Source organism: Klebsiella sp. WP3-W18-ESBL-02 (assembly GCF_014168815.1).
Lineage (GTDB): Bacteria > Pseudomonadota > Gammaproteobacteria > Enterobacterales > Enterobacteriaceae > Kluyvera > Kluyvera ascorbata_B.
This window is the reverse complement of record NZ_AP021972.1, coordinates 927,763-952,165: the sequence shown is the minus strand read 5'-3', so window position 1 is coordinate 952,165 and position 24,403 is coordinate 927,763. Positions and strand designations below refer to the sequence as shown.

Sequence of the window (24,403 nt, the reverse complement as noted above, 5' to 3'; positions counted from 1 at the left end):
GCAGCATCACTGCGCCGCTGTATTCAGGGCTACGCCGTTTTATCCAGCACCACCACACACTGCCCCGCGCGTACCGATGATCCCGGCTGTACGCGGACCTGGCTGACCACCCCGTCCTGCGAGGCCAGCAGCGGGATTTCCATTTTCATCGACTCCAGAATGACCAGCACATCGCCTTCACGAACGGTGCTGCCCACGTCGACGTTGACCTGCCAGAGGTTACCGGAGATCGGGCTTTCAATCCCCTCCTGCCCCGGCTTAAGCGGCGCATCCTCACCTTCCGCCTCCCGCGCATCGCTGCTGTCAAAATGTGCCTGGCCGTTGGCAATCCAGCGCTCGCGCTCTGCGTCGAATGCGCCTTGTTGATGATGACGGAACGCCTCAATGCCCGCCGCTTCCGTCGCGAGGAATTGCTGATACTCCGCGAGTTTCAGGGTGGTATGTTCAATACGCAGCGGATAACGACCTAAGGGAAAATCACGACGAATCGTCAGCAGTTCGTCGGCAGAAACCGGGTAGAAACGGATCTGGTCGAAGAAGCGCAGCAGCCACGGCTTACCGCCGAAATCGTCCACCGCATGATAGCGATTCCACATTTGTAGCGTGCGACCAACGAACTGATAGCCGCCCGGGCCCTCCATGCCGTAGACGCAAAGATACGCCCCGCCGATACCGACCGAGTTTTCCGCCGTCCAGGTTCGTGCCGGATTGTACTTGGTAGTGACCAGCCGATGGCGCGGATCGAGCGGCGTGGCCACCGGCGCGCCGAGGTAAACATCCCCCAGCCCCATCACCAGGTAGCTGGCATCGAATACCGTTTTATACACCGCATCGACGTTAGCCAGATCGTTGATACGGCGAATAAACTCCAGATTGCTCGGGCACCACGGCGCATCACGGCGCACCGTGGTCATGTACTTGTCGATAGCTTTCTGACACGCCGGATCGTCCCATGATAGCGGCAGCCAGACAACGCGCGACGGCACCTCCAGAGAGCCCTGTTCACAGACCGACTGCCATAGCCCGGTCACCACATCCAGCAACGTCACCAGGCTCAGCGCCTCCGGCTGATAGTGAATCTGTAGCGAACGGATACCCGGCGTCAGATCGATAACCCCCGTTAACGCCCGCGCCTCCAACGCCTGCATCAGCGCATGCGCGCGAAAGCGCAGTACCAAATCCAGTTCCGGATCGCCAATCTCCAGCAGCAAATGGGTATCACCGGAGAGCCGCGCCACCAGCCGTTTATCGCGCTCGCCGCAGTCCAGCACCACCGGCGATGGCAGGCCCGCAGGCTGCCAGGGTGTAATCTGTGAGGTCAGGCTGGCGATTTCCCGCTCCTGGGCCTGCGCCAGCCGCCGGGCGGTGGCGATATCAACCGGCACAAAGCGCACTTTGTCACCGGCTTTAAGCTGCCCCATGGCGTGCAGATCGGCCTCAATAATCGTCGCCGGGCAGACAAAGCCGCCCAGGCTCGGCCCGTCTGGCCCGAGGATCACCGGCATATCGCCGGTAAAATCAATCGCCCCGATGGCGTACGGGTTGTCATGAATATTTGAAGGATGCAGCCCCGCCTCACCGCCGCTATCGCGAACCCATTCGGGTTTCGGGCCAATCAAACGCACGCCGGTACGGCTGGAGTTGAAGTGGACTTCCCAGTCGGTCGCAAAGAAGGTCGCCATATAGCGCAGCGTAAAATACTCCGGCGCCGCGTGCGGGCCATAAATCACCCGCAGTTCGCGCACTGGGGCCAGCGCGGTGCCAAGCGATGGCGGCAGCACCGCGTCCGGACACGGTGCGGTGAGCGGCGCCAGATGCAGCACGTCGCCGGTGCGCAACGCCCGCCCGCCGTGGCCGCCAAACTGACCCAGCGTAAAGGTACTTTTGCTGCCGAGATAATCCGGCACCTGAAAACCGCCGCGCAGGCACAGATAGCTGCGCACGCCATCACCCTGGATATCGCCCATCCGCAGCGTCATACCGGCGCGCACGAGGAAGGTGCGGTTGTTGGCCTGCGGGACGCCGTCCAGCGTCAACGCAATCGCCGCGCCGGTCACCACCACCTGCGCATCACAGTTAAATTTTAGCGTTGGGCCGCTGAGGGTAATTTCCAGCGCGGCCGCGTCGGCGGCATTTCCCAGCAGGCGGTTGCCAAGACGCAGCGCCCTGCTGTCCATCGGCCCGGACGGCGGCACGCCCACCGCCCAGTAGCCTACGCGGCCGGGGTAATCCTGTACCGTGGTTTGCGTACCGGCGCTCAACACTTCCAGCGTAGCGGCCTGATAATTCAGCACTTCCAGGCAACGGGTCCACGGCTCGCCGCAGGCAAACGGCGTAAAGGTCAAAATTTGCTGCAAATAGCTGCGGTTAGTCTCCACGCCGTACAGACGGGTTTCGCCCAGCGCGGTATGCAGCGCGTGGATTGCCGCTTCACGCGTCGGCTGCCAGGCGATAATTTTCGCCAGCATCGGGTCAAAAAACGGCGGCACCTCGCAGCCAGATTCCACCCAGCTGTCGATGCGCAGCGTCACGCGGTCGTCGGTTGGGAACACCACTTCGGTGAGCAGACCGGGCGATGGCTGGAACTGACGGCCCGGATCTTCAGCGTAAACACGCGCCTGAATCGCATGCCCCTGAGGCTCAAGGCGGTCACGCAGCTCGCCCAGCGGCGGTAATTCACCGGCGGCAAGGGCAATCATCCAGCGCACCAGATCGACGCCCCACACCTGCTCCGTCACCCCGTGCTCGACCTGTAGCCGCGTGTTCACCTCGAGGAAGTAGAAGCGGGCGGCATCGCTGTCGTAGACAAATTCCACGGTACCAGCGCTACGGTAGTTTACCGCTTTACCCAGCTTGATTGCCGCCTCGCATAACGCTTGCGCCATGCCTGCGGGCAGGTTGGGCGCGGGCGTCTCTTCCAGTACTTTCTGGTTACGGCGCTGTACCGAGCAGTCGCGCACGCCCAGGGCAATAACCTCACCGTTGCCGTCGCCAAAGAGCTGTACTTCCAGGTGGCGCGCGCGTTCGATGTATTTCTCAATAAACACGCCCGCGTTGCTGAAGTTATTTTTCCCCAGCCGCACCACCGCGTCGAAGGCCTCGCTGAGCTCAGCAGCGCTATAGCAGACGCGCATCCCAATGCCGCCACCGCCCGCCGTGCTTTTGAGCATCACGGGGTAGCCTACGCGTTCGGCGGCCTGTCGCGCTTCGGTGACATCCGCCAGCAGTTCGGTGCCTTCGAGCATCGGCACGCCGTGCGCTTTTGCCAGCGCCCGGGCGGTATGCTTAAGGCCAAACAGGCGCAACTGTTCCGCCGTGGGGCCGACAAAGGCGATACCGGCCTGTTCACAGGCGTCGGCAAAGTCGGCGTTTTCCGAGAGAAAACCATAGCCCGGATGAATCGCCTGTGCGCCGTTGGCCTTCGCCGCCGCGATGATCTTGTCACTGACCAGATAGGTGTTGGCGGCCGGGCCATCGCCCAGGCTTATCGCCTCGTCGGCTTCACGAATATGCAGGCTGCTGATATCAGCGTCGGAATAAACCGCCACGCTGCCAATGTCCATAGCACGCAGCGTGCGCATAATGCGGCAGGCAATCGCCCCGCGATTCGCAATCAGGAGTTTCGTTAACATAGGTCAGACTCAATCGTGGCGGGTCGTCCCGCCCAAAAATCGGCTCACCGCATGGTCGTCCATGGGGAAAAAGCGTTTAAGGCAGGAGGCGTCCGGCACGCACTTCAAACAGGCGATAGATCATTTTTCGCAGGCGCTGCCAGCGGGTTGGCGTCAGTTCCATACCAGCACCTCCGCTGGCGTGGGGTTCCAGCCGTTGCAGGGATTATTCAACTGCGGGCAGTTGGAAATCAGCACAATGACGTTGCACTCGGCGCGCAGCTCGACGTATTTCCCCGGTGCGGAAATACCGTCCTCAAAGGTCAGGCCACCCTGCGGCGTCACCGGGACGTTCATAAAGAAATTGATGTTCGCGCCAATATCGCGTTTTTGCAGGCGACCATCGTGCAGGCAGGCGCACAGGAAGTTATCGCGGCAGCTGTGCATATGACGCTTATCGAGCGCATAGCGCACGGTGTTGCTCTCCTGCGCGCAGGCGCCGCCGAGCGTATCGTGGCGACCGCAGGTATCGGCCACAATCGTCAGCAGCGGGTTGCCCAGATTGGAATAAAGCACGCTGTCGCAGGTCAGGTAGGCGTTGTTCTGGCGGCGCAGCGTGCGCTGGGCATCGTAGCGTTCACGCGGGTTATCGGCGTTATAGAACAGCGTGTCGATAGCCTGATTACCTTCCAGATCGAGCAGACGCAGGGTTTGCCCTTTTTTCACCTCAAACAGGTAGGGTTCTCCCGCCGGGATCACGTGGCGGAAGGCGGCATACTGAGCATGTTTTTCGCTGGCAGCGGTCATTTTTCGGCTCCTTACAGGGCAAAAAGTTGCGTATTGGTGAAGGCGCGCTGGTTTTCCGGGCGGGTTAAAAGCGCGTTAACCGCGGCCTCTTCATCCTCGGCCCGACGCCAGCTGAGCGCGACCGGGCGCGGCGTATATTCGCGCGAAGGGTCCATCGGGTGCGGCAGTGCGGTCATCACCATCAGGACGTCCATGGGCGCATACAGTTCCACGTAGCTGCCCGGCTGCGAGTGGCCGCTGTGGAAGCTGAACTGCCCGTTTTCATCCACGGTCACTTTGCTAAAGAAGTTGACCACCATCAGCAGATCTTCAAGATTCAGATCCCATTTCCCCATCTCCACCAACAGGTTATCCGTGCCGTTGCGGTAGAAGGCATTGCGCAGTTCCTGATAGCGCCCCTGCCCGTATTTCTCCGCCGCTTCGGCGGCATTGAGTACGCCGCCAAACGGGTCGTGCCAGCCGCTGGTGTCGGCGGTAATGCCAGCCAGCACGCGGCCCATATCCGAGTAGAAGCAGTGCCCGGCGGTCAGGCGCGCGGTGTGCTGGCCTTTGAGCGTGTCCGGCAGATTCAAGCGTTCGCTTTTCTCATGCGGGTTTAACATCATCAGGCTGACGTTAGCGCCGCCGTCGATGTCGGTCATCCGCAGGATCTGCCCGCGCTTGAGAATAAAGGAGAGATGCCCACCGGCGGGGAGCGTCTCTTCGCGTAATGTTGTCGTGGTATTCACTGTTAACCCCTTAATGCATAAACGTTATCGGGAGCCGTACCGCCGAGCGCGGAAAGCCGCGTCTCGTTGAGCGGGATATCGTAGGTAATGCGCGCGCCGAAGGCGTTCGGCGCCTGTGGGTCAATGCGCACTTTGTCGAACACCAGCAGGCGGGTGCCGAGGTTAAAACCTTCCGACAGATCGTGCGTCACCATAAAGACGGTCATGCGGGTTTCGCTCCACAGCTGCAACAGCAGCGCGTGCATGTCTTTACGGATCCCCGGGTCAAGCGCGCCAAACGGTTCGTCCAGCAACAGGACGCGCGGTTGCATAATAAATGCCTGGGCGATGGCTAAACGCTGCTGCATACCGCCCGAGAGCTGAGCCGGATATTTATCGAGCGCGTGGCTTAGCCCAACCTTTTCCAGCATTTCGGCGGCCCGCGCGCGCGCCGCGCGTTTTTTGCCGCCAAACAGCCGCCCGCACAGCGGCGATTGCGGCAGCTCCAGGCCAATCGTGACGTTGTCCAGCACGTTCAGGTGCGGGAAAACGGAGTAGCGCTGAAACACCACGCCGCGGCTGCTGTCCGGCTCGGCGTTGAGCAGCTTTCCTTCCAGCGTAATGGAACCGCGGCTTGGCGCCTCCTGGCCGAGCAGCAGGCGCAAGAAGGTGGATTTTCCGCAGCCGGATGCGCCCACCATGGAGCAAAACTCCCCTTCTTTAACCTGCAAATTCAGGCGTTCCAGCACCACGTGGTCGCCGTATTCCTGCCAGATATTATTGATACTGATAAAGCTCATGCCTTCCCTCCTTCCGCCCAGGGAAAACAGGTTTTGTGTAGCTGACGGAGCGCCAGATCCATCAGCCATGCCAGCAGCGTGATCCACAGGACGTAAGGAATAATGACGTCCATCGCCATGTAGCGGCGCACGAGGAAAATGCGGTAGCCCAGCCCGGCGGTTGAGGAGATAGCCTCGGCTGAAATCAGGAACAGCCACGCCGACCCCAGCAGCAGCCGCAGCGAAGTCAGAAGCCGCGACAGCAGCTGCGGCAGCACCACCCGTAGCACCAGCGTCCAGCTATTCGCGCCTAAGGTCTGCGCTTTAATCAGGATCTCCTGCGGAATGTCGCCCGCTCGCTGTTCCAGGTCGCGAGCCAGCATCGGGGTGATGCCAATGACAATCAGCATCACTTTCGACAGTTCATCCAGGCCGAAGACGATAAACAGCACCGGTAAAATCGCCAGCGGTGGGATCATCGACAGCACGGTCATCAGCGGCGACAACGACGCCCGCCACAGCGGGAATACGCCGGACATCACGCCGATGCATAGCCCCACCAGCGACGCAATAGCCAGACCGGTCAGCAAACGGGCCAGGCTGACCAGGGTATCAACCCATAGCAGGTACTCACCGCTGCGTTTATCCGGGGTAAACGCCATCCGCGATATGGCATCCAGCATCTGCTGGAAACCGGGCAGCAGTTTGTCGTGCGGGTTGGCGTCCAGCCGTACCGCCGAGCCGAAGAAATAGGCCATCAGCAGCAGGATGAACGGCAACATCACAAGCATCAGACGCATGCCGGGTTTGGGATGACGATTAATATGTCGCATGGAAACTCCGTCAGTCATCACAGCGTGCCGGCAGCGGCCATTTTCACGAAGCTGTCGTCAAAGCGCAGCTTCACGTTATTGGCATCGCCCCAGCTCACCTTGCCGGGGAAGGTCATACCGATAAAATCCGCGCTCTGGGCGCCCTCGCCCAACAGCCCTTTATCAAATGAGAACGAGGCCACGCGCTGCATGGTTTTCGCCAGCTCCGCCGAGGTGATAAACGCGATGTTGTCCTGCGGGGTGTAGAACAGGTGGGTGGTTTTTAACTGCGCCTGATAACCGGCCAGATCGGTGCCGGAGGCGGCGGCCATCGACGTTAACGCGTGGGTATCCTGCGCCTTCATCAGGCCCATCATCTCGTACCATGCGCCGGTCAGCGCTTTGCCAAGCGCAGGGTTATCCTTCAGGGTTTCGCTATTGACGACCATCATGTCAATAAGCTCGCCGGGGACCTGCGAGGAGCTAAAGACTTCGGTGGTTTTTGGCGTCCCTTTGATAACGGAGAGCTGCGGGTTCCAGGCCACGGCAGCCTGTACGTTTGCCGTGCTGAACGCCGACACGATATCCGCATCGGAGGTGTTCACGACGGTGACATCTTTTTCCGCCAGGCCCGCTTTTTCCAGCCCGCGCACCAGCAGGTAATGGGAAACAGAAAGCTCCGGCAGGTAGACTTTCATCCCTTTCAGATCGTTAAGGGTTTTGCCCTCACCTTTCATCACCACGCCGTCGTTGCCTTCCGAATAGCTGCCGAGGATCAGCGCAGTGGAGTCCACGCCGCCCGCCGCCGGGATCGTCAGCGCGTCCATGTTGGTCATGGTGCAGCCATCAAACTGACCGGCGGTGTACTGGTTAATCGACTCGATATAATCATTAAGCTGGACGACGTTGATTTTAATGCCGTATTTATCCGCCCATTTATCGATGATTTTGCTACTGCTGATGGTGCCCCAGGGCATCCATCCGGCGTAGATGGTCCAGCAGACGTTAAACTCTTTCTTTACGGCAGCAAAAGTGGGAAGACTGACCAGCATCGCCAGCGACAGGACAAGAGCGCGGTATAATGACGTTTTCTTCATGTCTAACCTCTGATAGGCAAAAATTAGGGGCAGCGCGACACCATCAGGTGCTGCTGTCTCCCGGGTTTTTGTCCCGCCGTGTAACCTCTCAGAGGTCGCCAGCTCTTGGACCAGCCGTTCACCGCGGTGAACCGGAACCCTAGCCAGCTATTTTTCAGATTGTGTGTTGCACTGCGAAGTGAGATTTGCAAAGGCTATGCCAGGTTTATTTTTGCTTATTATCAGTGCATTAGGCGTTGGTTCGTGAGCCACATCCCTTTTGTGGTGCGCAAAAAGAAGGCAGTGCTCCACAATGGTGCTGGTGGGGATGGGCGTGGTTTTATCAGCAAGGGGAAAGCATTCAATATGTTTACCGTGGCGTTATCAATATCGCAGCGTTTTCTATCCTTTTCGCTGCGCGCCAGAATAGTGCTGAGTAAACAGCAAATCGAACTGCTGCTTTTTTTTCTGTAGGCAAGGAAACATTTTACTGTAGCTGGTGATAAATTCCGGGGTGATCAGGCTATGCAGATCCTCATTCGCCAGCCACTGGCTGCGGATAAACTGCGCGGGCGTCACGTGCCACTCGGCTTCCGGCTCGCAATATGCATAGCAATGACCACGATGATTAAACTCAAAAAACTCCTGGCCATTATTCAACGAAAAATAGCAGTTCTGCAGGCCGTTAATCGTGAGATTCATAAAGTAAGCATCTTTGATAAAGCGGGCAATATCGTGAGAAATGACGAATACCGCCGTCGGTATGTCATGGCTAAGGAGATCGTTAAAGTCTTTCAGCGTGGTGATTTCAGGAGTCAGTTCATCAGACTCCAGGAATACACAAAACATGGTGGTAACCCTCTGCATACTGCTACCCGGGCGATGAAATCTGGAGAGGCCGTGAGAGCCTCTCCAGCAGAGTGGTTTAGAACTGATATACCGCACCGATACCGACGACGTTATCCGTGCTCAGACCCAGGTTCTTCACGGCCGCGTTGTCTTTATCCAATAGGTTGATTTTATAATCGACGTAGGTGGCCATATTTTTATTGAAGTAGTATGACGCGCCCACTTCCATGTATTTCACGACATCCGCGTTTCCTTTGATGCCCTGGTTGTCGTTGCTCGCTCGCGATTGCAGATAAGCAATGGATGGACGCAGGCCGAAATCGAACTGATACTGAGCAACCAGTTCAATATTTTTGGTTTTGTCGGTAACGAAATCCCCGACCTTTGTCATATTACGGGTTTCGGCGTAAGTCGCGGCCAGGTAGATATTGTTAGCATCGTATTTCAGGCCGCTGGCCCATGCTTCCGCGTTTTCAGCATCGTTATAGGTCAGGCGCTGCTGATCGTCAGTACGCTTAGCGCCGGAATAGGCCGCCGTCGCGCTGACGCCCGCACCAATCTCATACGCCACGGAAGCGCCCCAGCCTTCACCATTCTGCGCGAAGACATCGTCACGGCCGTTAACGTTTTCACTCCCCCCACCGTTTTTGCCCTGGTACTGAATCGCGAAGTCCAGACCATCTACCAGACCAAAGAAACCGCTATTACGGTAGGTTGCCAGGCCGTTTGCACGGTTATTCATAAAGTTATCGGTGGTTGAATAAGAGTCCCCACCAAAGACAGGGAGCATATCCGTCCAGGCTTCAACGTCATAGATGACGCCATAGTTACGGCCATAATCAAACATACCGTAATCGCCCGCTTTTAATCCGGCATAGCCCAGACGGGTCGCGGTTTTCGCGCCATCTTCTGTACCGTTACCCTGAATGTTGTATTCCCACTGACCATAGCCGGTCAGCACATCATTAATTTGTGTCTCACCTTTAAAGCCCAGACGAATATACGTTGCATCACCATCGCTTCCCTTTGCATCAGAGAAGGTGCGACGGGCATCAACTTTCCCATATAAATCCAGCTTGTTACCGTCTTTATTATACATTTCGGCTGAATGCGCTGCACCCGCAGCCAGTAATGCTGGAATAATCACTGCAAGAATTTTTTTCATAATGGCTTCATCATTTGTTAGTTATGTTGAAATCAATAGACCGCCTGGCTATTACATGTAGACAGGCGCTCTCAAACACTGCCTGTAAACATTTAAGGAAAAGTTCATAAAACAAAACTAATAACATGTAATAATATGTAAAACACCCTGTCACATCTCTTTTTCTGAGATGCCAAATAAATTCATTCACAATAAAACTACATTTAAAGAAAAACCTCATAATATAAACAGACGATCTCTGCTTTTTTTTGCAAATACATCAAAAAGACTAACCCATTACCATAAAAACTATTAGCCTGCGTGCATTTGTTATGTATAAAAAGAATCATTCCATCAAGTCATTTCCACACCGACAGCAGACTTTGATGCCATAAAAATCAATTATTATAGTCAAATAAATTGATAAATAGCTTATGTTTCAAATTATTATCTTGTGTAATGTTGCTTTGTCGGGATTGAAAGAATTCATCAATCTGCTATCAATAGAATGCCCCCTATAACTATCACCTTCATTGGTTATCGGGAACGGCAGCAAACGCGACTATGATGCCTTTATATTGCCTTAGTTGATTCTTATCGCTCTACAGGAAGCGTATTACTTCCCCCTTTTCCCTGATGCGCAAAGTGGCGCGCAGAGAAGATATTTATGCACCAACTCGGCGCACCATGCGTGGCGGTTAAACTGAACGCAGGGGAAATATTAAACTAAATGAGATGCCTGACGGCAGACAAATATATTGAATGTAAACAAAAATGATAAAACAGGTAAAGATAAGGAACATTCACCCAACATATAGCACGTTACTTTCGTCAAACATCAACCAGACAAATAAATTGGAATCAATAACAAATAAATTGTTAATCACGACATGCGTGATTAATAAATAAAAGACTAATCACTCCAACATTAATTTTATATAGGTTTTTTATGCCGATAGCCCCTGGTAATAATGAAGTTCAGAGCGTAAAAAGACAGCGCCTCTCGCGCCTGCAAAAAATGCTGCTGGTAGAGACGGTAAAACAGCCGTCAGGAAAACCCCTCACGCGTGATATCGAGCGGGCATTACAGCTAAAGTCATCAATCAGGACATACAGCAGCAATGTCCGTAAGACCTTTCATCTGATGGAAAAAAAGGGCCTGGTGCGGATCTATCGCAGGAACGATCTCCAGCTTATGGTTCTGCTGACGGCGGAAGGCCAGAGTCTGGCGAATCAATTGATTAAAGAGGAAAACCGCACCGATTGTCTGAACGATGTCGCGGGTGAAGAGCATCTCCCGTATCGCAAAACGCCTAAGGATGGCACGAAACTGGTATCGATTTCGTTGCTAGGGCAGGAATACATCACCCGCCAGGCGGCGCTGGTGATCTACGCCCAGGGGAATACCGGTTTGAAACTGTGGCTCGAAGAAAATGAGACCGTGACGATTCATGGCAGCCTGTCGACCACCGTGGAACTGTACAGAATGTGCTATCAGACCGGCCTCCCCGTTCATACGGTTGCGCTCGTCGCGGATGACATGCCAACGACTGCGGCTGAGGAAGCGGGGCGAGCGTAAGCCCTGCATACGGAGTGGCTCATTCCTGGCCCCATTTCTATGCCACACAGGCTGTTGATTGGGGGTAAGGCAGGTTGAACTCGGTTGACAGGAAAATGCCAAAAAGCCGAATTAAATCATGGTGTCGTTGAATTCAGTGGAGAGATAGAGACTTGAGATTGGAGCGGGCGAAGGGAATCGAACAAAGAACTTAACTCATTGTAATGAAATTATTTTTATTACATTACATCAATAGCTATACACATTCGTATACAGTAATTCTTCCGCTTGGATTTTCACAGAACTGCACATAGTTTGGTTGCCAAACAGGGAACCCAACTACCACAACATAATCAAGCTAGCATCCCCGGATAGTGCCTGGCAATGATATCGTTCAGTCGCTCAATCAACTCGGGACGTTTGAACACTATGTGCGCACTCCCCTTCTGAAAATAATGAATTCTGAATAGCTCATCGTCATACACCGTCGAAGTACGCTGCTGACCGATATGGTCACTCAGCCGACAGGCAATATCAGATCGGTTATCCGGCAGCGGCTTGCCGTTAAGCAGAGTCAGCATACGCTCCAGATCGACAAGTTGGTCACGTCGATATCCATGAGTTAAGTTAAACCCCCAACGGTTGTAAGAAACCAGCCCATCCACGATGATTTTCTTACCAAACTTACAGGGTGAGTTCGTTTTATAATCCCACGATAACGCTTTAAAAACGTTGATAACACCACGCTCAAATACCTCACCTTTGCTCTTATGCAGTTGCTCAAAGGTACTCAGGATATTGGCCTCGCAGATCGCTGGGATATCGCCTTTCTCCAGGCTTTTGTGCCACTCGTCACGGGCCTCAGCATCCATCAGTGCTAGCATGCCTGATTTATTCATCAGCTCTCGCCAGATGCGGCGATCAATATTGCGGGTCATCGCTTTCATTGCTTTATCGGTTTTTTCCGTGAACCAACAATCGTAGCGATGGCCCTCCCGCATTCCCCACTCTTGTGCTGTACCACCGCCGATATCGTGGGTCAGAATGGAGATATCATCAAGTTCACTGATAAGGCTTTGAATCCGTGTCAGCGCAGCATTACGGCCTGTGACAATACGTTCAATGCTGGTGGAACAAATCACCCCGGTGTGCCCGGTTAACACTTCGGGTTCAGTAACATTTTGCACGACCATTATTTTTCTCCTTCATAGTCAGAAAAACACCAGCCAGTCAGGGCTGGTGCTTATGTACTTGTGGGACGCGGTTCGTTTTATCCACATCATCGCTTGCCTGAAGTGCGTGCCTGCGGATGTTGTCCTCTGGTAATAGCCGTCACCTCTTTATACGTACCACGGTTCATCAGCCCCGTAGCCTTTCTGGCCCGGAGGATATCAATCGCCGTAATAAACGGAGACTGCTCCATGATGCTGAAGCCTGGCCGGTCAGTGCGGACCAGTTCATACTTCTCAACGATAAAATTCAGGGCATCGACCAGCGAGATACCCGCATCGATATGCTGCTGAATCACCTGTTCATCACTGAACGGCGTGTCGTTAAGCGTGAGACCATAGTGGTGTTCCAGCAGGCAGGTCAGGAGAGTCCGCCAGACATCAACGGGAGACGGACGTGACGATGCCGCCCGCATGAAGGGTAATTTCGTTTGCATAAACGTTATCTCTTTAGTGGAAGATGTAGTTTGCTGAAGGGCGAAGTAGTACGGTGTTATTCTGTGGTGACGGGAGCGGGATAAATCGCGATATAAACGTAGCCATGCGAACCCAGCGTATCAGCCTCGCAGGTCAGACCTTTTGCATACAGTGTGACGCAGTGCTGATGACGGGGATTCAGTTCACCGCAGGTGAGCATTAACTCCAGCTGTTTCATCAATACCGGGAAAGCCTGGTCAAGATGGCGTAAATCCGCATCACAGAACTGTCCGCTAACATTCGCCCGGTCAGCCAGGTAATGCAGGCGGTTTCCCTCCTGGACCAGACGGGCACCAAAACACGGGGAAACACTGCGTCTGAGTCCCCACCAGGGTTCGCTGATATCATGTGTTGTTATCGTGGTATTCTTCGACAAAATGTCGCTCTCCTTAATCGTGAATTAATTCAGGCTTACGCTGCGTAATACGACATACGGGCCGTTGCGGTCCTGGCGGCGCTCTGCGAATACGGCCAGTACACCACTGATATCTTCCACCTCACGACCGGCATAGTGGCAGATGCTACCGGACCATTTATATTTACCGGTACAGAAGCGAAACAACCGGGACTGTGGATGCTGGCGGTATATCGCCATTGCCTGACGCTTACTGATAATTTTCATTAATGACTCCTCCCTTATAACCAGCCCCGTTCGGCAAACGAGACAATATCCATTCCGCCGATAACGAGGTGGTCCAGGAGACGCACACCCACAAGGTCCAGAGCATTCTTCAGTCGCTCAGTCACCCGTCTGTCAGACTGGCTGGGTTCGGCATGGCCTGAGGGATGACAGTGAGCAACAATCACCGCTGCCGCATTGTATTTCAGGGAGGCCTTCACCACTTCCCGTGGATGGACTTCGGTATGGCTGATGGTGCCTTTGAACAGCGTTTCGTGCGTAATCAGGCGGTGCTGGTTATCCAGCAGCAGCAGAACAAATGCCTCTCTTTCCTCCATAGTCAGATGAAGCCGTAACCAGTCACGTACTGAGCTGCCGGAGGTAAACGACGCGCCGGGCTCACGTAACTGGCGCTCCAGCAGAGTCAGCGCCTCGCGGATGGTCTGTTGTGCTGATGCCGTCAGTTCATATGCAAACAACGGTAACTGTTTTTCCATGGTGCAGTACCTCAGTCGATGATGTGCATAATGGCGTTGCACTCAGGGTGGTTCAGCGCATAGTCGCGCAGACGGTAATAATGCTCTGTCATGGCATCGCACTCCGTGCGGCAGGCATGGTGGCTGTAAGCAATCAGGCAGGCGGCAATACCCGCAGCTTCAGCACTCATTTCAGCCCCGTTACCATTCAGGATATTAAACAGAGACCATAGACCTTCACTCTCTTCCGGAGCCATAAAGGCACCACCGTTGCTGAGAGTGTAAAAGGCCCAGACGCCACCGCAGTAATCCGCACACAACCGGTCCATCCACGCAAAGATACTGGACTCAAGGGTTATCCATTGCGGGATGGAGCCAAAGCGCTGAGGCCAGAAACGAAGGCGCTGTTCATCCGGTACGTTAGTGGCTGCGAGGATGAATGGCTCTGTCACCTCAGGGGGCTGCGAAATGTGTTTATCCATTAATATATCTCCTGTAATCAAAATGACTGGCATCAACGGCCAGACAGGGCTAGCATGTTTTCGGTCATCACCCACAGGGCCCGGTTGAGCTTTACGTCCCCGTCAATGCCGTTCACGGCGCGGGTTCGGCTGCGTTTACCCTGTGCGTTCCGTCCTGACAGTCCTCCCTTCATCAGGTTCTCCTGCACACGCTGGTAAACGGTCCAGAGGTCATCATTGCGGTCTTCATAGCGACGCGGTGTGAGTACCTGGGCGGCAGTCACCGGCTGGTGGTCTTCACCAAAGCGATACGCCAGCGCCGCTTTAGCCAGTACCTGCTGTGCGGGTAGCGGTAATATCAGGGACTGCATCGCATCGCGCTTCTCCTCCACCCGGTCAAATATCCCCAGCACCTCATAGGCCCCTTCAATAACTTTCTCAACAACATCTCCTTTGTGGGGGACACGCACTTCGCCAAAGGACTCACCGCAAATTAACCCGTTCTGACATACAGCCCTGAAAATCCCAGGTAACATTTGATAGCTACTCGAACCATCATGGCTGTTAAGCAGGATGATCTCCGGCACCTGTTTGTCGGTGATTTGGCCTTTACGGCGTAACCGCAGCATATGTTTGGTGTGTTCGCGTTTGCTCTGGTCGCGCACACGGGTCTGACAGGCGAAGAACGGCTGAAAACCTTCACGTTGCAGGTTATCCAGTAGGGTAATTGTCGGAATATAAGTATAGCGATCACTGCGTGATGCATGCTTTTCCTCACTGAATACGCTGGGGACGACACAAAACAATTCATCGCGAGTTAAAGGACGGTCGCGGCGGATTACATTCACTTTACCAAAGCGGGAAGCTAAACGAGTCATTTTTCATTCCTTTTAAACTGGTATAAAAAAACCACCCCGAAGGATGGTTTTTTAGATAAGAGAGAATTAATAAAACACTGCTTATAAAAACAAGGTAGTTTTATTAACACGTGAATCATATATACTTTAAAAAGTATGCATGTGAATCTTACTTGCATAATCCAGCAGGTATGGAAGTTGACCTGCTATAGATGTAGTTATTTGGAACTTATCCTATTTTTTCCACAGTCGAATGCCAAGTTCCATACGGGTATGTTTTTTTAGGGAGTTCTCATCTACAGATACAACGGACTGACTCATGAATATTTTAATGTATTGTCCATTTATATTGCTAACATCCTTTTTACATTTAAAATCATTAACATAGTTTGTCATTTCATCTAATGTTCGTGGGCGATGTAAAAACCCAACAAAGTAACCACGATTCCTGATGTAATCAGTAAAACCCTCCAGATATATTAGTCGGTGATATTTGTTTCGTGCAATATGCCCTTTGGCTATAGCTGCGAAAGATTTAAATTGTATATTATCAAAGTCAAGAAGCCTGAACAAAAGATCTTTCTCAGCATAAAAAGAGGGAAATCTCTTAATAGAATAAGAAACACTAATGTATAACTGAACCATATTATCAACAATGCCTAGCACTGAAATATCAAGCCTACTAACCATGAATAAATTAATGTCTGCCTTTCCATATGCATGAGTTTGAGCAATTTCAGAGTCCCAAAACGTTTCATTTATGTTTGGAACGATTGATTTAAATTCATCATGCAAAATTTCAATAAGCTTTGGCTTTAGATGCTTAATTAAAGAGTAAGGGTTGTCAATTGTATAATTCATGAAACTATAAACAAAGCTATGAGTATCGCTAATGTTAGATATTTTGCTCTTTTTCTTTACATCTTTATGTCCATCAGCAGTATGACTTTCTTTTATTATTACCTCTGTATTTTCCATTTGATACCATATGGCATCAAATGTTTTCTTCATTATCTCTTTTCCCGCAGATGCTTTAAGCAATTCAGCAGTAGTCATTTCATTAAAATCATTTTTAAAGAAACGCTCATTTTCAAAATAATGCTTTCTTTTACTGTAAAAGTATTCTTCTTCATATTTTTCTTTCAATACCTGTAATATGAATCGTGAAATACTTTTACTTTTCCCTTTGCCATCTTTATTTTTTGTCTTGGGAGCAGCTGTCTTCTCAAGAAACTCGAGGAAAGACACATCGTCAAAGTTTACTGAAACTCTTTTTTCACTCGGCATAGACACCTCTAAGGAAGGTGCGAATAAGCAGGTCATTTCTTCCCAAGCTGACTCGCTGATTAAAATTTCGCGGATCTGGGCCGATTTTTTTCCCGCAAACACATCGAATCAGCCTATTTAGGCTATTTTTTCCACCATTTCTGGCGTTATTTCCGGTTTTTACTGAGATCTCTCCCACTGACGTATCATTTGGTCCACCCGAAACAGGTTGGCCAGGGTGAATAACATCGCCAGTTGGTTATCGTTTTTCAGCAGCCCCTTGTATCTGGCTTTCACGAAGCCGAACTGCCGCTTGATGATGCGAAACGGGTGCTCCACCCTGGCACGGATGCTGGCTTTCATGTATTCGATGTTGATGGCCGTTTTGTTCTTGCGCGGATGCTGCTTCAAGGTTTTTACCTTGCCGGGACGCTCGGCGATCAGCCAGTCCACATCCACCTCGGCCAGCTCCTCGCGCTGTGGCGCTCCTTGGTAGCCGGCATCGGCTGAGACAAATTGCTCCTCTCCATGAAGCAGATTACCCAGCTGATTGAGGTCATGCTCGTTGGCCGCGGTGGTGACCAGGCTGTGGGTCAGGCCACTCTTGGCATCGACACCAATGTGGGCCTTCATGCCAAAGTGCCACTGATTGCCTTTCTTGGTCTGATGCATCTCCGGATCGCGTTGCTGCTCTTTGTTCTTGGTAGAGCTGGGTGCCTCAATGATGGTGGCATCCACCAAAGTGCCTTGGGTCATCATGACGCCTGCTTCGGCCAGCCAGCGATTGATGGTCTTGAACAATTGACGGGCCAGTTGATGCAGCTCGAGCAGGTGGCGGAAATTCATGATGGTGGTGCGATCCGGCAGGGCGCTATCCAGGGATAATCGGGCAAACAGGCGCATGGAGGCGATTTCGTACAGGGCATCTTCCATGGCACCGTCGCTCAGGTTGTACCAATGCTGCATGCAGTGAATACGCAGCATGGTCTCCAGCGGATAGGGCCGTCGGCCATTGCCCGCCTTGGGATAAAACGGCTCGATGACAGCGGTCATATTCTGCCATGGCAGAATCTGCTCCATGCGGGAGAGGAAAATCTCTTTTCGGGTCTGACGGCGCTTAGTGCTGAATTCACTATCGGCGAAGGTGAGTTGATGGCTCATGATGTCCCTCTGGGATGCGCTCCGGATGAATATGATGATCTCATATCAGGAACTTGTTCGCACCTTCCCTAACCCACAAAGTACAGCACTTATTTTTACTAAAAAAGTACAGCACTTTTCTTTAATAGTCCACTATGCCTGTAACTATACTTCTCGCCAAGTCGACATAGCTACCAGCTTCACCAAGTTGTAAGGCTGGTAAAAAACTGAATGGAACACCATATCGCTTCCACGATGCCTATTACTTTCAAGCTCCGTATAAAAATACTGCTACTTCAATTAAAAGAGCTTTTACTATCTCTGACGCACTGGCAGTAAATTCAAGCCCCATTCCTGCATGCCCAAAACTCCCCGACAGGCCACACTAACTTGAGAGTGATTTCAGTGGGTGTCGATAGAAGTTTTCCTTCATTTTTAGGTTTTCTTTCTTCTATTGCCATTCCCTTCCTTTTCCCTTCTGTTCCTTCGTATTGTTAATAATGGACGTAGATGTAGTAGACATAGGTATCAGTAAGCAACAAAGACATACGGAAGTAGATCTACATAAGGGGATATGAGTACCCGTAACCATCCCGTTAGGGGAAATCTATAGGAAGTGGAGTAGTGGCATATCGCAAGGAGAAGAGATTAGTAGATTTCAGCATTCCTTAAATCATTACCAGGTATCCGATGAGCTGAGTTCAATCAGCTAAGGACACCACGTAATGAACACCAAGAACCAAAGCCGGTATGGGGAACTGAATCAAACCTATGTGCACGGTATCACCAGAACAATTGACAGAGCGTTAAAACAGTATCCCCGGCTATTGGCAATCAGATTCGATCTGCGCTTCCCTGACGAAGAAGAGCGTCCAGATTGCCCTACACAGTGTTATACAGGCTCTGAGGTCATCACTCGCTTCATCAACTCGGTAAAAGCACAGATCAAAGCGGACATTAATCGTAAGAGAAAAGCGGGTAAGAAGACCCTGACATGCAACATGAGATTTGTATGGGTACGGGAATTTAATCAGGAAGGGAGCAAGAAACATTATCACGTATTGCTTTTGCTCAACAAAGACGCCTATGCATGGCCGGGGAAGATTAAACAAGATCCTGGTAATACCTTCAACCAGAGTGTTTTTAATATGGTTGTTCGGGCATGGATACGGGCAATCAAACGAGAATACGCGGAAAGCAAGTATGTGGGACTGATTCACATCCCACCAAGCGGGTTTTATCAGTTAAACCGTAATAACCGTTACTTCGAGGACACTTACGAAGATTTGACCTCAAGAGCAATTTATTTGGCTAAAGAGTACAGCAAAGACAACTCCGATGGTCAGCGTAACTTTGGCTGCTCTCAGAACTGATACGTAATTTTTTACGAGGGAGTGGATGTTGAGAAGGAGAATGCGTCAACCGTCAACCACCAGCAATGGCGCGTCTCCTGATTCACTCAATATCAGTATGGAGACAACCCCATGAGCAACAACGACCAACAATCCTACCTCGCCAACGACAAAATGGTCGATATGGCATTTATCACCAGCTTTACGGGCTTAACCGATAAATGGTTCTACAAGCTGATCAAAGACGGAGAGTTTCCGAAGCCAATTAAACTGGGTCGTAGTTCCCGCTGGATGCAAAGTGAAGTGGAGGCCTGGGTTCAAAACCGCATCAATCAGTCGCGACAGTAATATAACTGAGAATAAATCTGATAAGTTAACTCGAGCTACTGACTCAAACCGCCCCAAAGCCTTCATTGAAGCTTTACGCTTTAACACTAACGAGTTACACATCTTAAAAAGAAAACCGGTTAGAAATGCATGTAGCGCATTCTACGCATATCGAAAATAACGACAGAGGTACACTGGGCATGTACACATCTCATCTGATTGTCATCCCCGTCTCATCTGTATGAAACTAAAAGGAATCATAGCCATGCCCAAGATAAACATATTGCGGGTAAAGCAGTATCTGGCACTCGACGCTGACAATCATTACGTTCCTGCAAAAGAGGTTCAGCCCGGAACTGACAATCTGTGGCGCTGTCCTGATTGCCATTGTCCTGTAAGGCTGCAGGACAACATCATTGGTGAAGAAGCCTGGTTTGAGCATTTTCCGCCTACTAAAGTCACTAAAGCCGATGTGTCAAAATGTGGTTACATTCGGGCAGAAATCAGGAGGCAGGCTTTTCTTCTACGATTACGCGCACTGGTTGACAGTATGGATACCATCAACCCGGTTACGCACTGGTTCTGTGTCTGGTGCAATACTCACTATCAGGGGGAGAAACATTGTAAGACCTGCAAAACGGGGATATACAGCATCAGCAGAGGAGACTGGAGCTGGAATTATAACCAGCCGGAAGGTAAATCGAATTCGGGGAATAAAGCGACAGCTCAGATACCGCCCTCAGGCGACCGGTAAGCCACCCTGAAGGCCGTTGCTCACCATAGCGGAATCCCACGATCTCATCATCAAAACAGCCAGAAATGCGCTTACAGGCCCACACTATCCCTTTATTTTGACCGCCTTACTGGTAGCGAGAGAAGGATGAAATACAGAACTCAGGCCACCTTGCTGAAAAGCATGGATAATTTTGGTTTTATTTTCAACGTCCAAAGCGTCGAAAATAAGGCCCCACCATTTTTTGATATCTTCTTCTGAAAAGTGTTCCTGCTTGGCGTTGTCCGTAAAGGGGTCGCCTTCCCCCGTAATAAGCCAGGTCAGAGAACGTCCGGTACAGGCGGCAATCATAGCCACGCTATCGATACCTGGCTCTGTACCGGTTTTAAGGTATTTTCTCATGGATGCTTCGGAGACCCCGCAATCCCTGGCAAAAGAAGCGACAGACTGCTTTCCTATAACAGCTTTGAGACGCTCGCCGAAATGCTCCGGTCCTTTCGGGATAGGGCGCTCCCCCCAACTGAGCTGACTATGATTACTCTTCATACTGATCAATCCAAGCTATTAGAAAGAAAACTATAGTGCGATACTTAACTTAATTAATAGTAATATTTTACCGAAATCATAGTTATTCGTCTTTATTATTAGCTTTATGCCGTAATATAGTACGGAAAATTCATTTCATTATATTGCAACCGGAAGATTTGTTGAAGGTGGCAGTACGAACCTACACTTTGGAAAGCAATCCATCCAAAAGCAACGAAAAAAATTACTTCTTACCTGTCATCAGTAATCACAACGTAAGTTGCGCTATGCCCCTGATATCATTAGGCCGGGGTTTTGATACCACGAAATTGAGATAGAATCGCGTTAACAGCAGATGCCAAGGACAGATCACAGGATAAAAAATGACAAGCCTTCAACAGTGTGCAGAACTACATCGTCAAATCAGGGCCATTGCCAACGATGTCAGAGGCTCAGTAGATGGGTGGAATTTTAAACAGTATATTCTCGTGCGCTTTTTTACCGCTTTATCAGTGAAAACTTCTCTAATTACATCGAAGCCGGTGACGATAGTGTCCACTATGCTGCGCTCGACGACAGCATTATCACTGATGACATTAAAGAAGATTCAATCAAAACCAAGCGTTATTTCATCTAAAGTGATGCCGTGGAGAAAAAGCATTGCGTAGAATGTATTCTTAGATAAGTGATCTGAACGTCAGCCATGTGCAAAATATAGTAAACCACTACACTACATTATTGATAACAATAAGCTGTGTAAGACTGTGATCCTCTCATGGTCCAATCCAATTCTGGCATGCTTTCAGTTGCCATCTTCAGATGATAAAATATGCAAAACCTTTCTAATTCAAAAAGGGCTGCTTGTGGATAATTCATTTCGTGCAGAAATAAAGGTTCTTTCCGTTTTCGACTTTGATGGAACGCTTACCCGACATGACAGCTTTATCCCCTTTTTGCGCTTTGCCTTCGGTAACAGTGTCTTCACCCGCCGGTTGGTTAAACTCGCTCTTCCTACCCTGCGGTGTTTGAGTCGCAAACTAACTCGTGATGAACTCAAAGAAATTTTGATATCAACGTTTCTCACTGGTATCGAGGAAAAGTGGGTCAAGGAGAAAGCTGAAGCCTATTGCAACATTTATTGGGGGCGTCTGATGAGAGCATCAGGCCTATTGGCTGTGGCATCAGAAGTGTCTAACAATGTTGAGGTGACACTCTGCTCAGCCTCACCGAGGCTTGTACTTGCTCCGTTTGCTGAACGACTGGGGATCAAGCTCATCGGTACAGAGCTGGAAAGCGTTAATGGTATCCTGACCGGGCGCATTACAGGGCACAATTGTCGTTGCATACAGAAAATTAACCGGCTGGAGTCTATTTACGGACCATTAGATCAGTATCATCTTAGAGCCTGGGGGGACACTCGAGGCGATTATGAATTGCTGGCAGCCGCCAAAGATGCCCACTGGCGGCACTTCCATCCTCGTTGGGACAGAAAAAAAGCTTTTATACACCGCTTAAAAAAGGAGTCGTTCAGGGTCTAAAATCGCACCACATGAACGTTTTAAAGAATAGACCGGGTTAGCTTTCACAGTTTCCTCCATGACCAGTGGTTGACCGTTGATACCTTTAAGACCCAGCCAGCTGGGTCTCTCGCCAGAGCCCTCTAATTAAGCTTATCCGGAAGCAAGCTAAAGGATATTTAACCTTTTTGTTTCATCTATCCACGGTCTAAATTCTTCCAGTAAGTTATCGTATAATTTTTCATCGCTGATAGAGCCGAAGTCATCCATTGCAAAGAAATGGGTGTTATCAACGCGGCGGTCTGTAAAATCATCCAGGTTTTTCAGGATTCCGTAGCTAGACCCACCGAGGCCGACAAATTTCCAGAAGATCGGGAAGTTGGCTGAGCGCCGGATAGCATTCTTAATTGCTCCGGTTTTGCTTATCCCGCCATCGGTAATAAACACTATGTAAACCGGGATTTTTGAGTCTTTGAAGTAGTCGACAATTTCTTCCATTACCGGTGGTTCATTGTTAGTACCACCAAGCCCCGGCAAATTTTCCCAGGCTGAACGCTTTCCGGAGCCACGAATGGTCTGAATGTAATCGTCAAGGTTATCCAGAGTGACGTTTGGATACTTCTTATGCTTCTCTCCAAACCCCCAGACATCCATCTCGCCATCGTCATCGAACTGGGCAGCAAGGACGGCTATGCGATCCAGCACGGACTGAACGTTGCCCTTACTGAACTGGCCACTCATTGAACCGGACGCGTCAAGAACAAACGCAACTGCTGCCTCCAGGGTGTCCAGCTTATTTTTAGTGAGGCTGACTGAGGCCTTTTTAGCGAGACTTACAAGTCGCGGAGATTTTGTTTCGAGTTTCTTTTCCAGACTGATACGAGCAGGTTGTGCTGGCTGCGGAGCTGTCTGTGCGACATCAACACCATAACTCATCGCCAGGGGCTCAAGCCCACCATTGAAACCGAGGCCAAGTGCCCGTAGCTTCCAGCTGCCGTTATGGCGATACACCTCCGCCACGATAATAGCTTTCTCGCTGCGCCCTGCTGTTTCGGGATCAAACGATGCGATACCGGAGGCCTGCAAATTCAGATTCTGCAAGCCTGTAATAGTATCGCTTCCGTCGATCACGAGGGTTATGGCGATTTTCTGAACAGCCGAGGAAACGCGGTTAAGTTCAATATGTACGCTTGATTGCTGCGTCCCTGCCGTCAGTTTTAAAGCCCCCTCCGGTGAACTCAGGTTATTGAAAAAGATGAAATCGTTATCACCGCTCACCTTACCTTGTGCGTTGAGCATGAAAACGCAGGTGTCGGGTTCGCCGTTAAAACCGGGACGTACCGGGTATCGCAGATTAAGAGTGACTGATGATGAAGATAGAAGGATATTTTGACCTGACTGTAATTGCATGACTCTGTTCCTTGTTTAGTAACCGTAGTCTCTGCCACCCTTTACCCGGGTTCTGGCCTGAAGTGCTGAAATACACTCATCGCGCTTTTGCTTGTTCGAAAAGTTGATGCGTCGGGATCCAAAATCACCATGAATATAGAAGTTGACACCTTTCTCGCGTGTGATATTCGATATTTTTCGAATCTCAATGCTGTCCTGCTCGCCCATTCTGCTCAGAAACTTGAGGCGAAGCCGGTCACCCAATCCCATATTACCTATATCAGCAGGAAGAATCATCGTCCTGTCATTGTCGTTAAAAATTATGCCGAAATATTCGATGGCGATGCGTTCTGCCATTTTTTTTCATCGGCCAGATCATTACAATCGGATAGAGAACTAATATAACTCCTGCAATATTACGTGATGTTTCCGGGGATAAATTTTTCGCAAGAAGCCCACAAAATTGTAGAACGAGCACTGCTGAAACCACAATAACAACGATGGAGGCACCCAATGTTTTAAACAGGACGCCAATATCATATACACGCTGAATGTTAGGGATTGCTGAATATTTTCTTTTTAGTTTCCGGTAGAAAAATATCCCGAATATCAGGAACGGTAGAAACACAAAAAAAGCCACAACAAAAAGTAGCATTACAGCTGAACCATCATCTTTTTTCTTTGCCATGTGC

27 protein-coding genes, 1 pseudogene and 1 riboswitch are annotated in these 24,403 nt (G+C 50.9%); of the genes and pseudogenes, 6 read left to right on the top strand and 22 right to left on the bottom strand.

What is annotated here, in order from left to right; all coding sequences use genetic code 11:
• Positions 1–29: 29 nt before the first annotated feature.
• From uca to ompC, 8 genes are all read right to left on the bottom strand, one after another.
• Complete coding sequence (uca, locus tag H7R56_RS04640) at positions 30–3,632, bottom strand: urea carboxylase (protein WP_182928535.1); 3,603 nt, start codon at positions 3,630–3,632, stop codon at positions 30–32.
• Positions 3,633–3,785: 153 nt separating this feature from the next.
• Positions 3,786–4,418: an urea amidolyase associated protein UAAP2 gene (locus H7R56_RS04635; protein ID WP_106925821.1), complete on the bottom strand. Its 633-nt coding sequence runs from the start codon at positions 4,416–4,418 to the stop codon at positions 3,786–3,788.
• 11 nt (positions 4,419–4,429) lie between these two features.
• Entirely contained in the window at positions 4,430–5,146 is a 717-nt protein-coding gene (locus H7R56_RS04630) for an urea amidolyase associated protein UAAP1 (protein ID WP_106925819.1), read from the bottom strand.
• A gap of 2 nt (positions 5,147–5,148) precedes the next feature.
• Positions 5,149–5,925 carry an ABC transporter ATP-binding protein gene (locus tag H7R56_RS04625; RefSeq protein WP_106925817.1) on the bottom strand — a complete coding sequence of 259 codons (777 nt, stop codon included), beginning with the start codon at positions 5,923–5,925 and terminating at the stop codon, positions 5,149–5,151.
• Positions 5,922–6,737, bottom strand: a complete 816-nt coding sequence (locus H7R56_RS04620) for an ABC transporter permease (RefSeq protein WP_106925815.1) — start codon at positions 6,735–6,737, stop codon at positions 5,922–5,924. The genes H7R56_RS04625 and H7R56_RS04620 overlap by 4 nt, the downstream gene beginning before the upstream one ends.
• Before the next feature lie 17 nt (positions 6,738–6,754).
• Complete coding sequence (locus tag H7R56_RS04615) at positions 6,755–7,813, bottom strand: putative urea ABC transporter substrate-binding protein (RefSeq protein WP_106925813.1); 1,059 nt, start codon at positions 7,811–7,813, stop codon at positions 6,755–6,757.
• Between the two features lie 55 nt (positions 7,814–7,868).
• Positions 7,869–7,967: riboswitch (guanidine-I (ykkC/yxkD leader) on the bottom strand.
• Positions 7,968–8,194: 227 nt separating this feature from the next.
• The gene (locus tag H7R56_RS04610; RefSeq protein WP_106925811.1) at positions 8,195–8,641 is read right to left on the bottom strand and encodes a hypothetical protein; all 447 of its coding nucleotides are present in this window, start codon (positions 8,639–8,641) and stop codon (positions 8,195–8,197) included.
• Positions 8,642–8,717: 76 nt separating this feature from the next.
• Positions 8,718–9,809 carry a porin OmpC gene (gene ompC, locus H7R56_RS04605; RefSeq protein ID WP_146145706.1) on the bottom strand — a complete coding sequence of 364 codons (1,092 nt, stop codon included), beginning with the start codon at positions 9,807–9,809 and terminating at the stop codon, positions 8,718–8,720.
• Positions 9,810–10,803: 994 nt separating this feature from the next.
• On the opposite strand from ompC, the gene H7R56_RS04600 reads away from it, so the two are divergent.
• Complete coding sequence (locus H7R56_RS04600; protein ID WP_146145705.1) at positions 10,804–11,364, top strand: hypothetical protein; 561 nt, start codon at positions 10,804–10,806, stop codon at positions 11,362–11,364.
• Between the two features lie 332 nt (positions 11,365–11,696).
• On the opposite strand, the gene H7R56_RS04595 is transcribed toward H7R56_RS04600, so the two are convergent.
• From H7R56_RS04595 to H7R56_RS04555, 10 genes are all read right to left on the bottom strand, one after another.
• On the bottom strand, positions 11,697–12,536 hold the full coding sequence (locus tag H7R56_RS04595; RefSeq protein WP_048213142.1) for a DUF4942 domain-containing protein: 840 nt from the start codon (positions 12,534–12,536) through the stop codon (positions 11,697–11,699).
• Between the two features lie 86 nt (positions 12,537–12,622).
• The gene (locus H7R56_RS04590) at positions 12,623–13,009 is read right to left on the bottom strand and encodes a TA system toxin CbtA family protein (protein ID WP_182928534.1); all 387 of its coding nucleotides are present in this window, start codon (positions 13,007–13,009) and stop codon (positions 12,623–12,625) included.
• A gap of 56 nt (positions 13,010–13,065) precedes the next feature.
• Positions 13,066–13,425 carry a type IV toxin-antitoxin system YeeU family antitoxin gene (locus tag H7R56_RS04585; RefSeq protein ID WP_320108819.1) on the bottom strand — a complete coding sequence of 120 codons (360 nt, stop codon included), beginning with the start codon at positions 13,423–13,425 and terminating at the stop codon, positions 13,066–13,068.
• Positions 13,426–13,449: 24 nt separating this feature from the next.
• Positions 13,450–13,671: a DUF987 domain-containing protein gene (locus H7R56_RS04580; protein ID WP_004192297.1), complete on the bottom strand. Its 222-nt coding sequence runs from the start codon at positions 13,669–13,671 to the stop codon at positions 13,450–13,452.
• Positions 13,672–13,685: 14 nt separating this feature from the next.
• The gene (gene radC / locus H7R56_RS04575; protein WP_048213145.1) at positions 13,686–14,165 is read right to left on the bottom strand and encodes a RadC family protein; all 480 of its coding nucleotides are present in this window, start codon (positions 14,163–14,165) and stop codon (positions 13,686–13,688) included.
• Positions 14,166–14,176: 11 nt separating this feature from the next.
• Positions 14,177–14,626, bottom strand: coding sequence for an antirestriction protein (locus tag H7R56_RS04570; RefSeq protein ID WP_048213146.1), 450 nt, complete (start codon positions 14,624–14,626; stop codon positions 14,177–14,179).
• 32 nt (positions 14,627–14,658) lie between these two features.
• Positions 14,659–15,483 carry a DUF932 domain-containing protein gene (locus tag H7R56_RS04565; RefSeq protein ID WP_182928533.1) on the bottom strand — a complete coding sequence of 275 codons (825 nt, stop codon included), beginning with the start codon at positions 15,481–15,483 and terminating at the stop codon, positions 14,659–14,661.
• Positions 15,484–15,696: 213 nt separating this feature from the next.
• Positions 15,697–16,749 carry a hypothetical protein gene (locus tag H7R56_RS04560; RefSeq protein WP_320108818.1) on the bottom strand — a complete coding sequence of 351 codons (1,053 nt, stop codon included), beginning with the start codon at positions 16,747–16,749 and terminating at the stop codon, positions 15,697–15,699.
• Positions 16,739–16,927 carry a hypothetical protein gene (locus H7R56_RS27910; protein WP_320108817.1) on the bottom strand — a complete coding sequence of 63 codons (189 nt, stop codon included), beginning with the start codon at positions 16,925–16,927 and terminating at the stop codon, positions 16,739–16,741. The genes H7R56_RS04560 and H7R56_RS27910 overlap by 11 nt, the downstream gene beginning before the upstream one ends.
• Positions 16,909–17,889: an IS5-like element ISKpn26 family transposase gene (locus H7R56_RS04555; protein ID WP_174332463.1), complete on the bottom strand. Its 981-nt coding sequence runs from the start codon at positions 17,887–17,889 to the stop codon at positions 16,909–16,911. The genes H7R56_RS27910 and H7R56_RS04555 overlap by 19 nt, the downstream gene beginning before the upstream one ends.
• Before the next feature lie 704 nt (positions 17,890–18,593).
• Between H7R56_RS04555 and H7R56_RS04550 the strand changes: the two genes are divergently transcribed.
• The 3 genes from H7R56_RS04550 (at position 18,594) to H7R56_RS04540 (ending at position 20,301) form a co-directional block, all read left to right on the top strand.
• Positions 18,594–19,241, top strand: a complete 648-nt coding sequence (locus tag H7R56_RS04550) for an inovirus Gp2 family protein (RefSeq protein WP_075848920.1) — start codon at positions 18,594–18,596, stop codon at positions 19,239–19,241.
• A 111-nt stretch (positions 19,242–19,352) separates the two neighbouring features.
• Positions 19,353–19,568: a helix-turn-helix transcriptional regulator gene (locus tag H7R56_RS04545; protein ID WP_075848918.1), complete on the top strand. Its 216-nt coding sequence runs from the start codon at positions 19,353–19,355 to the stop codon at positions 19,566–19,568.
• 244 nt (positions 19,569–19,812) lie between these two features.
• Positions 19,813–20,301, top strand: a complete 489-nt coding sequence (locus H7R56_RS04540; protein ID WP_075848916.1) for a putative zinc ribbon protein — start codon at positions 19,813–19,815, stop codon at positions 20,299–20,301.
• 84 nt (positions 20,302–20,385) lie between these two features.
• On the opposite strand, the gene H7R56_RS04535 is transcribed toward H7R56_RS04540, so the two are convergent.
• A complete protein-coding gene (locus H7R56_RS04535; RefSeq protein WP_075848914.1) occupies positions 20,386–20,826 on the bottom strand; it encodes a helix-turn-helix domain-containing protein in 441 nt (146 codons plus the stop codon).
• Between the two features lie 362 nt (positions 20,827–21,188).
• On the opposite strand from H7R56_RS04535, the pseudogene H7R56_RS04530 reads away from it, so the two are divergent.
• Both H7R56_RS04530 and H7R56_RS04525 read left to right on the top strand, forming a co-directional pair.
• Positions 21,189–21,439 (top strand): annotated as a pseudogene (locus H7R56_RS04530) (type I restriction-modification system subunit M N-terminal domain-containing protein); the annotation flags it as partial.
• Positions 21,440–21,662: 223 nt separating this feature from the next.
• A complete protein-coding gene (locus H7R56_RS04525; protein WP_050875561.1) occupies positions 21,663–22,343 on the top strand; it encodes an HAD-IB family phosphatase in 681 nt (226 codons plus the stop codon).
• A 147-nt stretch (positions 22,344–22,490) separates the two neighbouring features.
• On the opposite strand, the gene H7R56_RS04520 is transcribed toward H7R56_RS04525, so the two are convergent.
• Genes H7R56_RS04520 through H7R56_RS04510 form a run of 3 tightly spaced genes read right to left on the bottom strand, consistent with a single transcriptional unit; the run spans position 22,491 to position 24,399 of the window.
• Positions 22,491–23,732, bottom strand: coding sequence for a vWA domain-containing protein (locus tag H7R56_RS04520; RefSeq protein WP_123651081.1), 1,242 nt, complete (start codon positions 23,730–23,732; stop codon positions 22,491–22,493).
• A gap of 15 nt (positions 23,733–23,747) precedes the next feature.
• A complete protein-coding gene (locus H7R56_RS04515) occupies positions 23,748–24,068 on the bottom strand; it encodes a hypothetical protein (RefSeq protein ID WP_182928532.1) in 321 nt (106 codons plus the stop codon).
• Complete coding sequence (locus H7R56_RS04510) at positions 24,025–24,399, bottom strand: hypothetical protein (protein ID WP_182928531.1); 375 nt, start codon at positions 24,397–24,399, stop codon at positions 24,025–24,027. Before H7R56_RS04510 ends, H7R56_RS04515 begins: the two co-directional genes overlap by 44 nt.
• Positions 24,400–24,403: the final 4 nt, after the last annotated feature.

What these genes read in the sequence shown, in the direction of transcription:
- uca (WP_182928535.1), bottom strand. Translation starts at nt 3,632, where the DNA reads ATGTTAACGAAACTCCTGATTGCGAATCGCGGGGCGATTGCCTGCCGC.
- H7R56_RS04635 (WP_106925821.1), bottom strand. Translation starts at nt 4,418, where the DNA reads ATGACCGCTGCCAGCGAAAAACATGCTCAGTATGCCGCCTTCCGCCAC.
- H7R56_RS04625 (WP_106925817.1), bottom strand. Translation starts at nt 5,925, where the DNA reads ATGAGCTTTATCAGTATCAATAATATCTGGCAGGAATACGGCGACCAC.
- H7R56_RS04620 (WP_106925815.1), bottom strand. Translation starts at nt 6,737, where the DNA reads ATGCGACATATTAATCGTCATCCCAAACCCGGCATGCGTCTGATGCTT.
- H7R56_RS04615 (WP_106925813.1), bottom strand. Translation starts at nt 7,813, where the DNA reads ATGAAGAAAACGTCATTATACCGCGCTCTTGTCCTGTCGCTGGCGATG.
- H7R56_RS04610 (WP_106925811.1), bottom strand. Translation starts at nt 8,641, where the DNA reads ATGTTTTGTGTATTCCTGGAGTCTGATGAACTGACTCCTGAAATCACC.
- H7R56_RS04600 (WP_146145705.1), top strand. Translation starts at nt 10,804, where the DNA reads ATGCTGCTGGTAGAGACGGTAAAACAGCCGTCAGGAAAACCCCTCACG.
- H7R56_RS04595 (WP_048213142.1), bottom strand. Translation starts at nt 12,536, where the DNA reads ATGGTCGTGCAAAATGTTACTGAACCCGAAGTGTTAACCGGGCACACC.
- H7R56_RS04590 (WP_182928534.1), bottom strand. Translation starts at nt 13,009, where the DNA reads ATGCAAACGAAATTACCCTTCATGCGGGCGGCATCGTCACGTCCGTCT.
- H7R56_RS04580 (WP_004192297.1), bottom strand. Translation starts at nt 13,671, where the DNA reads ATGAAAATTATCAGTAAGCGTCAGGCAATGGCGATATACCGCCAGCAT.
- radC (WP_048213145.1), bottom strand. Translation starts at nt 14,165, where the DNA reads ATGGAAAAACAGTTACCGTTGTTTGCATATGAACTGACGGCATCAGCA.
- H7R56_RS04570 (WP_048213146.1), bottom strand. Translation starts at nt 14,626, where the DNA reads ATGGATAAACACATTTCGCAGCCCCCTGAGGTGACAGAGCCATTCATC.
- H7R56_RS04565 (WP_182928533.1), bottom strand. Translation starts at nt 15,483, where the DNA reads ATGACTCGTTTAGCTTCCCGCTTTGGTAAAGTGAATGTAATCCGCCGC.
- H7R56_RS04560 (WP_320108818.1), bottom strand. Translation starts at nt 16,749, where the DNA reads ATGCCGAGTGAAAAAAGAGTTTCAGTAAACTTTGACGATGTGTCTTTC.
- H7R56_RS04555 (WP_174332463.1), bottom strand. Translation starts at nt 17,889, where the DNA reads ATGAGCCATCAACTCACCTTCGCCGATAGTGAATTCAGCACTAAGCGC.
- H7R56_RS04550 (WP_075848920.1), top strand. Translation starts at nt 18,594, where the DNA reads ATGAACACCAAGAACCAAAGCCGGTATGGGGAACTGAATCAAACCTAT.
- H7R56_RS04545 (WP_075848918.1), top strand. Translation starts at nt 19,353, where the DNA reads ATGAGCAACAACGACCAACAATCCTACCTCGCCAACGACAAAATGGTC.
- H7R56_RS04540 (WP_075848916.1), top strand. Translation starts at nt 19,813, where the DNA reads ATGCCCAAGATAAACATATTGCGGGTAAAGCAGTATCTGGCACTCGAC.
- H7R56_RS04535 (WP_075848914.1), bottom strand. Translation starts at nt 20,826, where the DNA reads ATGAAGAGTAATCATAGTCAGCTCAGTTGGGGGGAGCGCCCTATCCCG.
- H7R56_RS04520 (WP_123651081.1), bottom strand. Translation starts at nt 23,732, where the DNA reads ATGCAATTACAGTCAGGTCAAAATATCCTTCTATCTTCATCATCAGTC.
- H7R56_RS04515 (WP_182928532.1), bottom strand. Translation starts at nt 24,068, where the DNA reads ATGGCAGAACGCATCGCCATCGAATATTTCGGCATAATTTTTAACGAC.
- H7R56_RS04510 (WP_182928531.1), bottom strand. Translation starts at nt 24,399, where the DNA reads ATGGCAAAGAAAAAAGATGATGGTTCAGCTGTAATGCTACTTTTTGTT.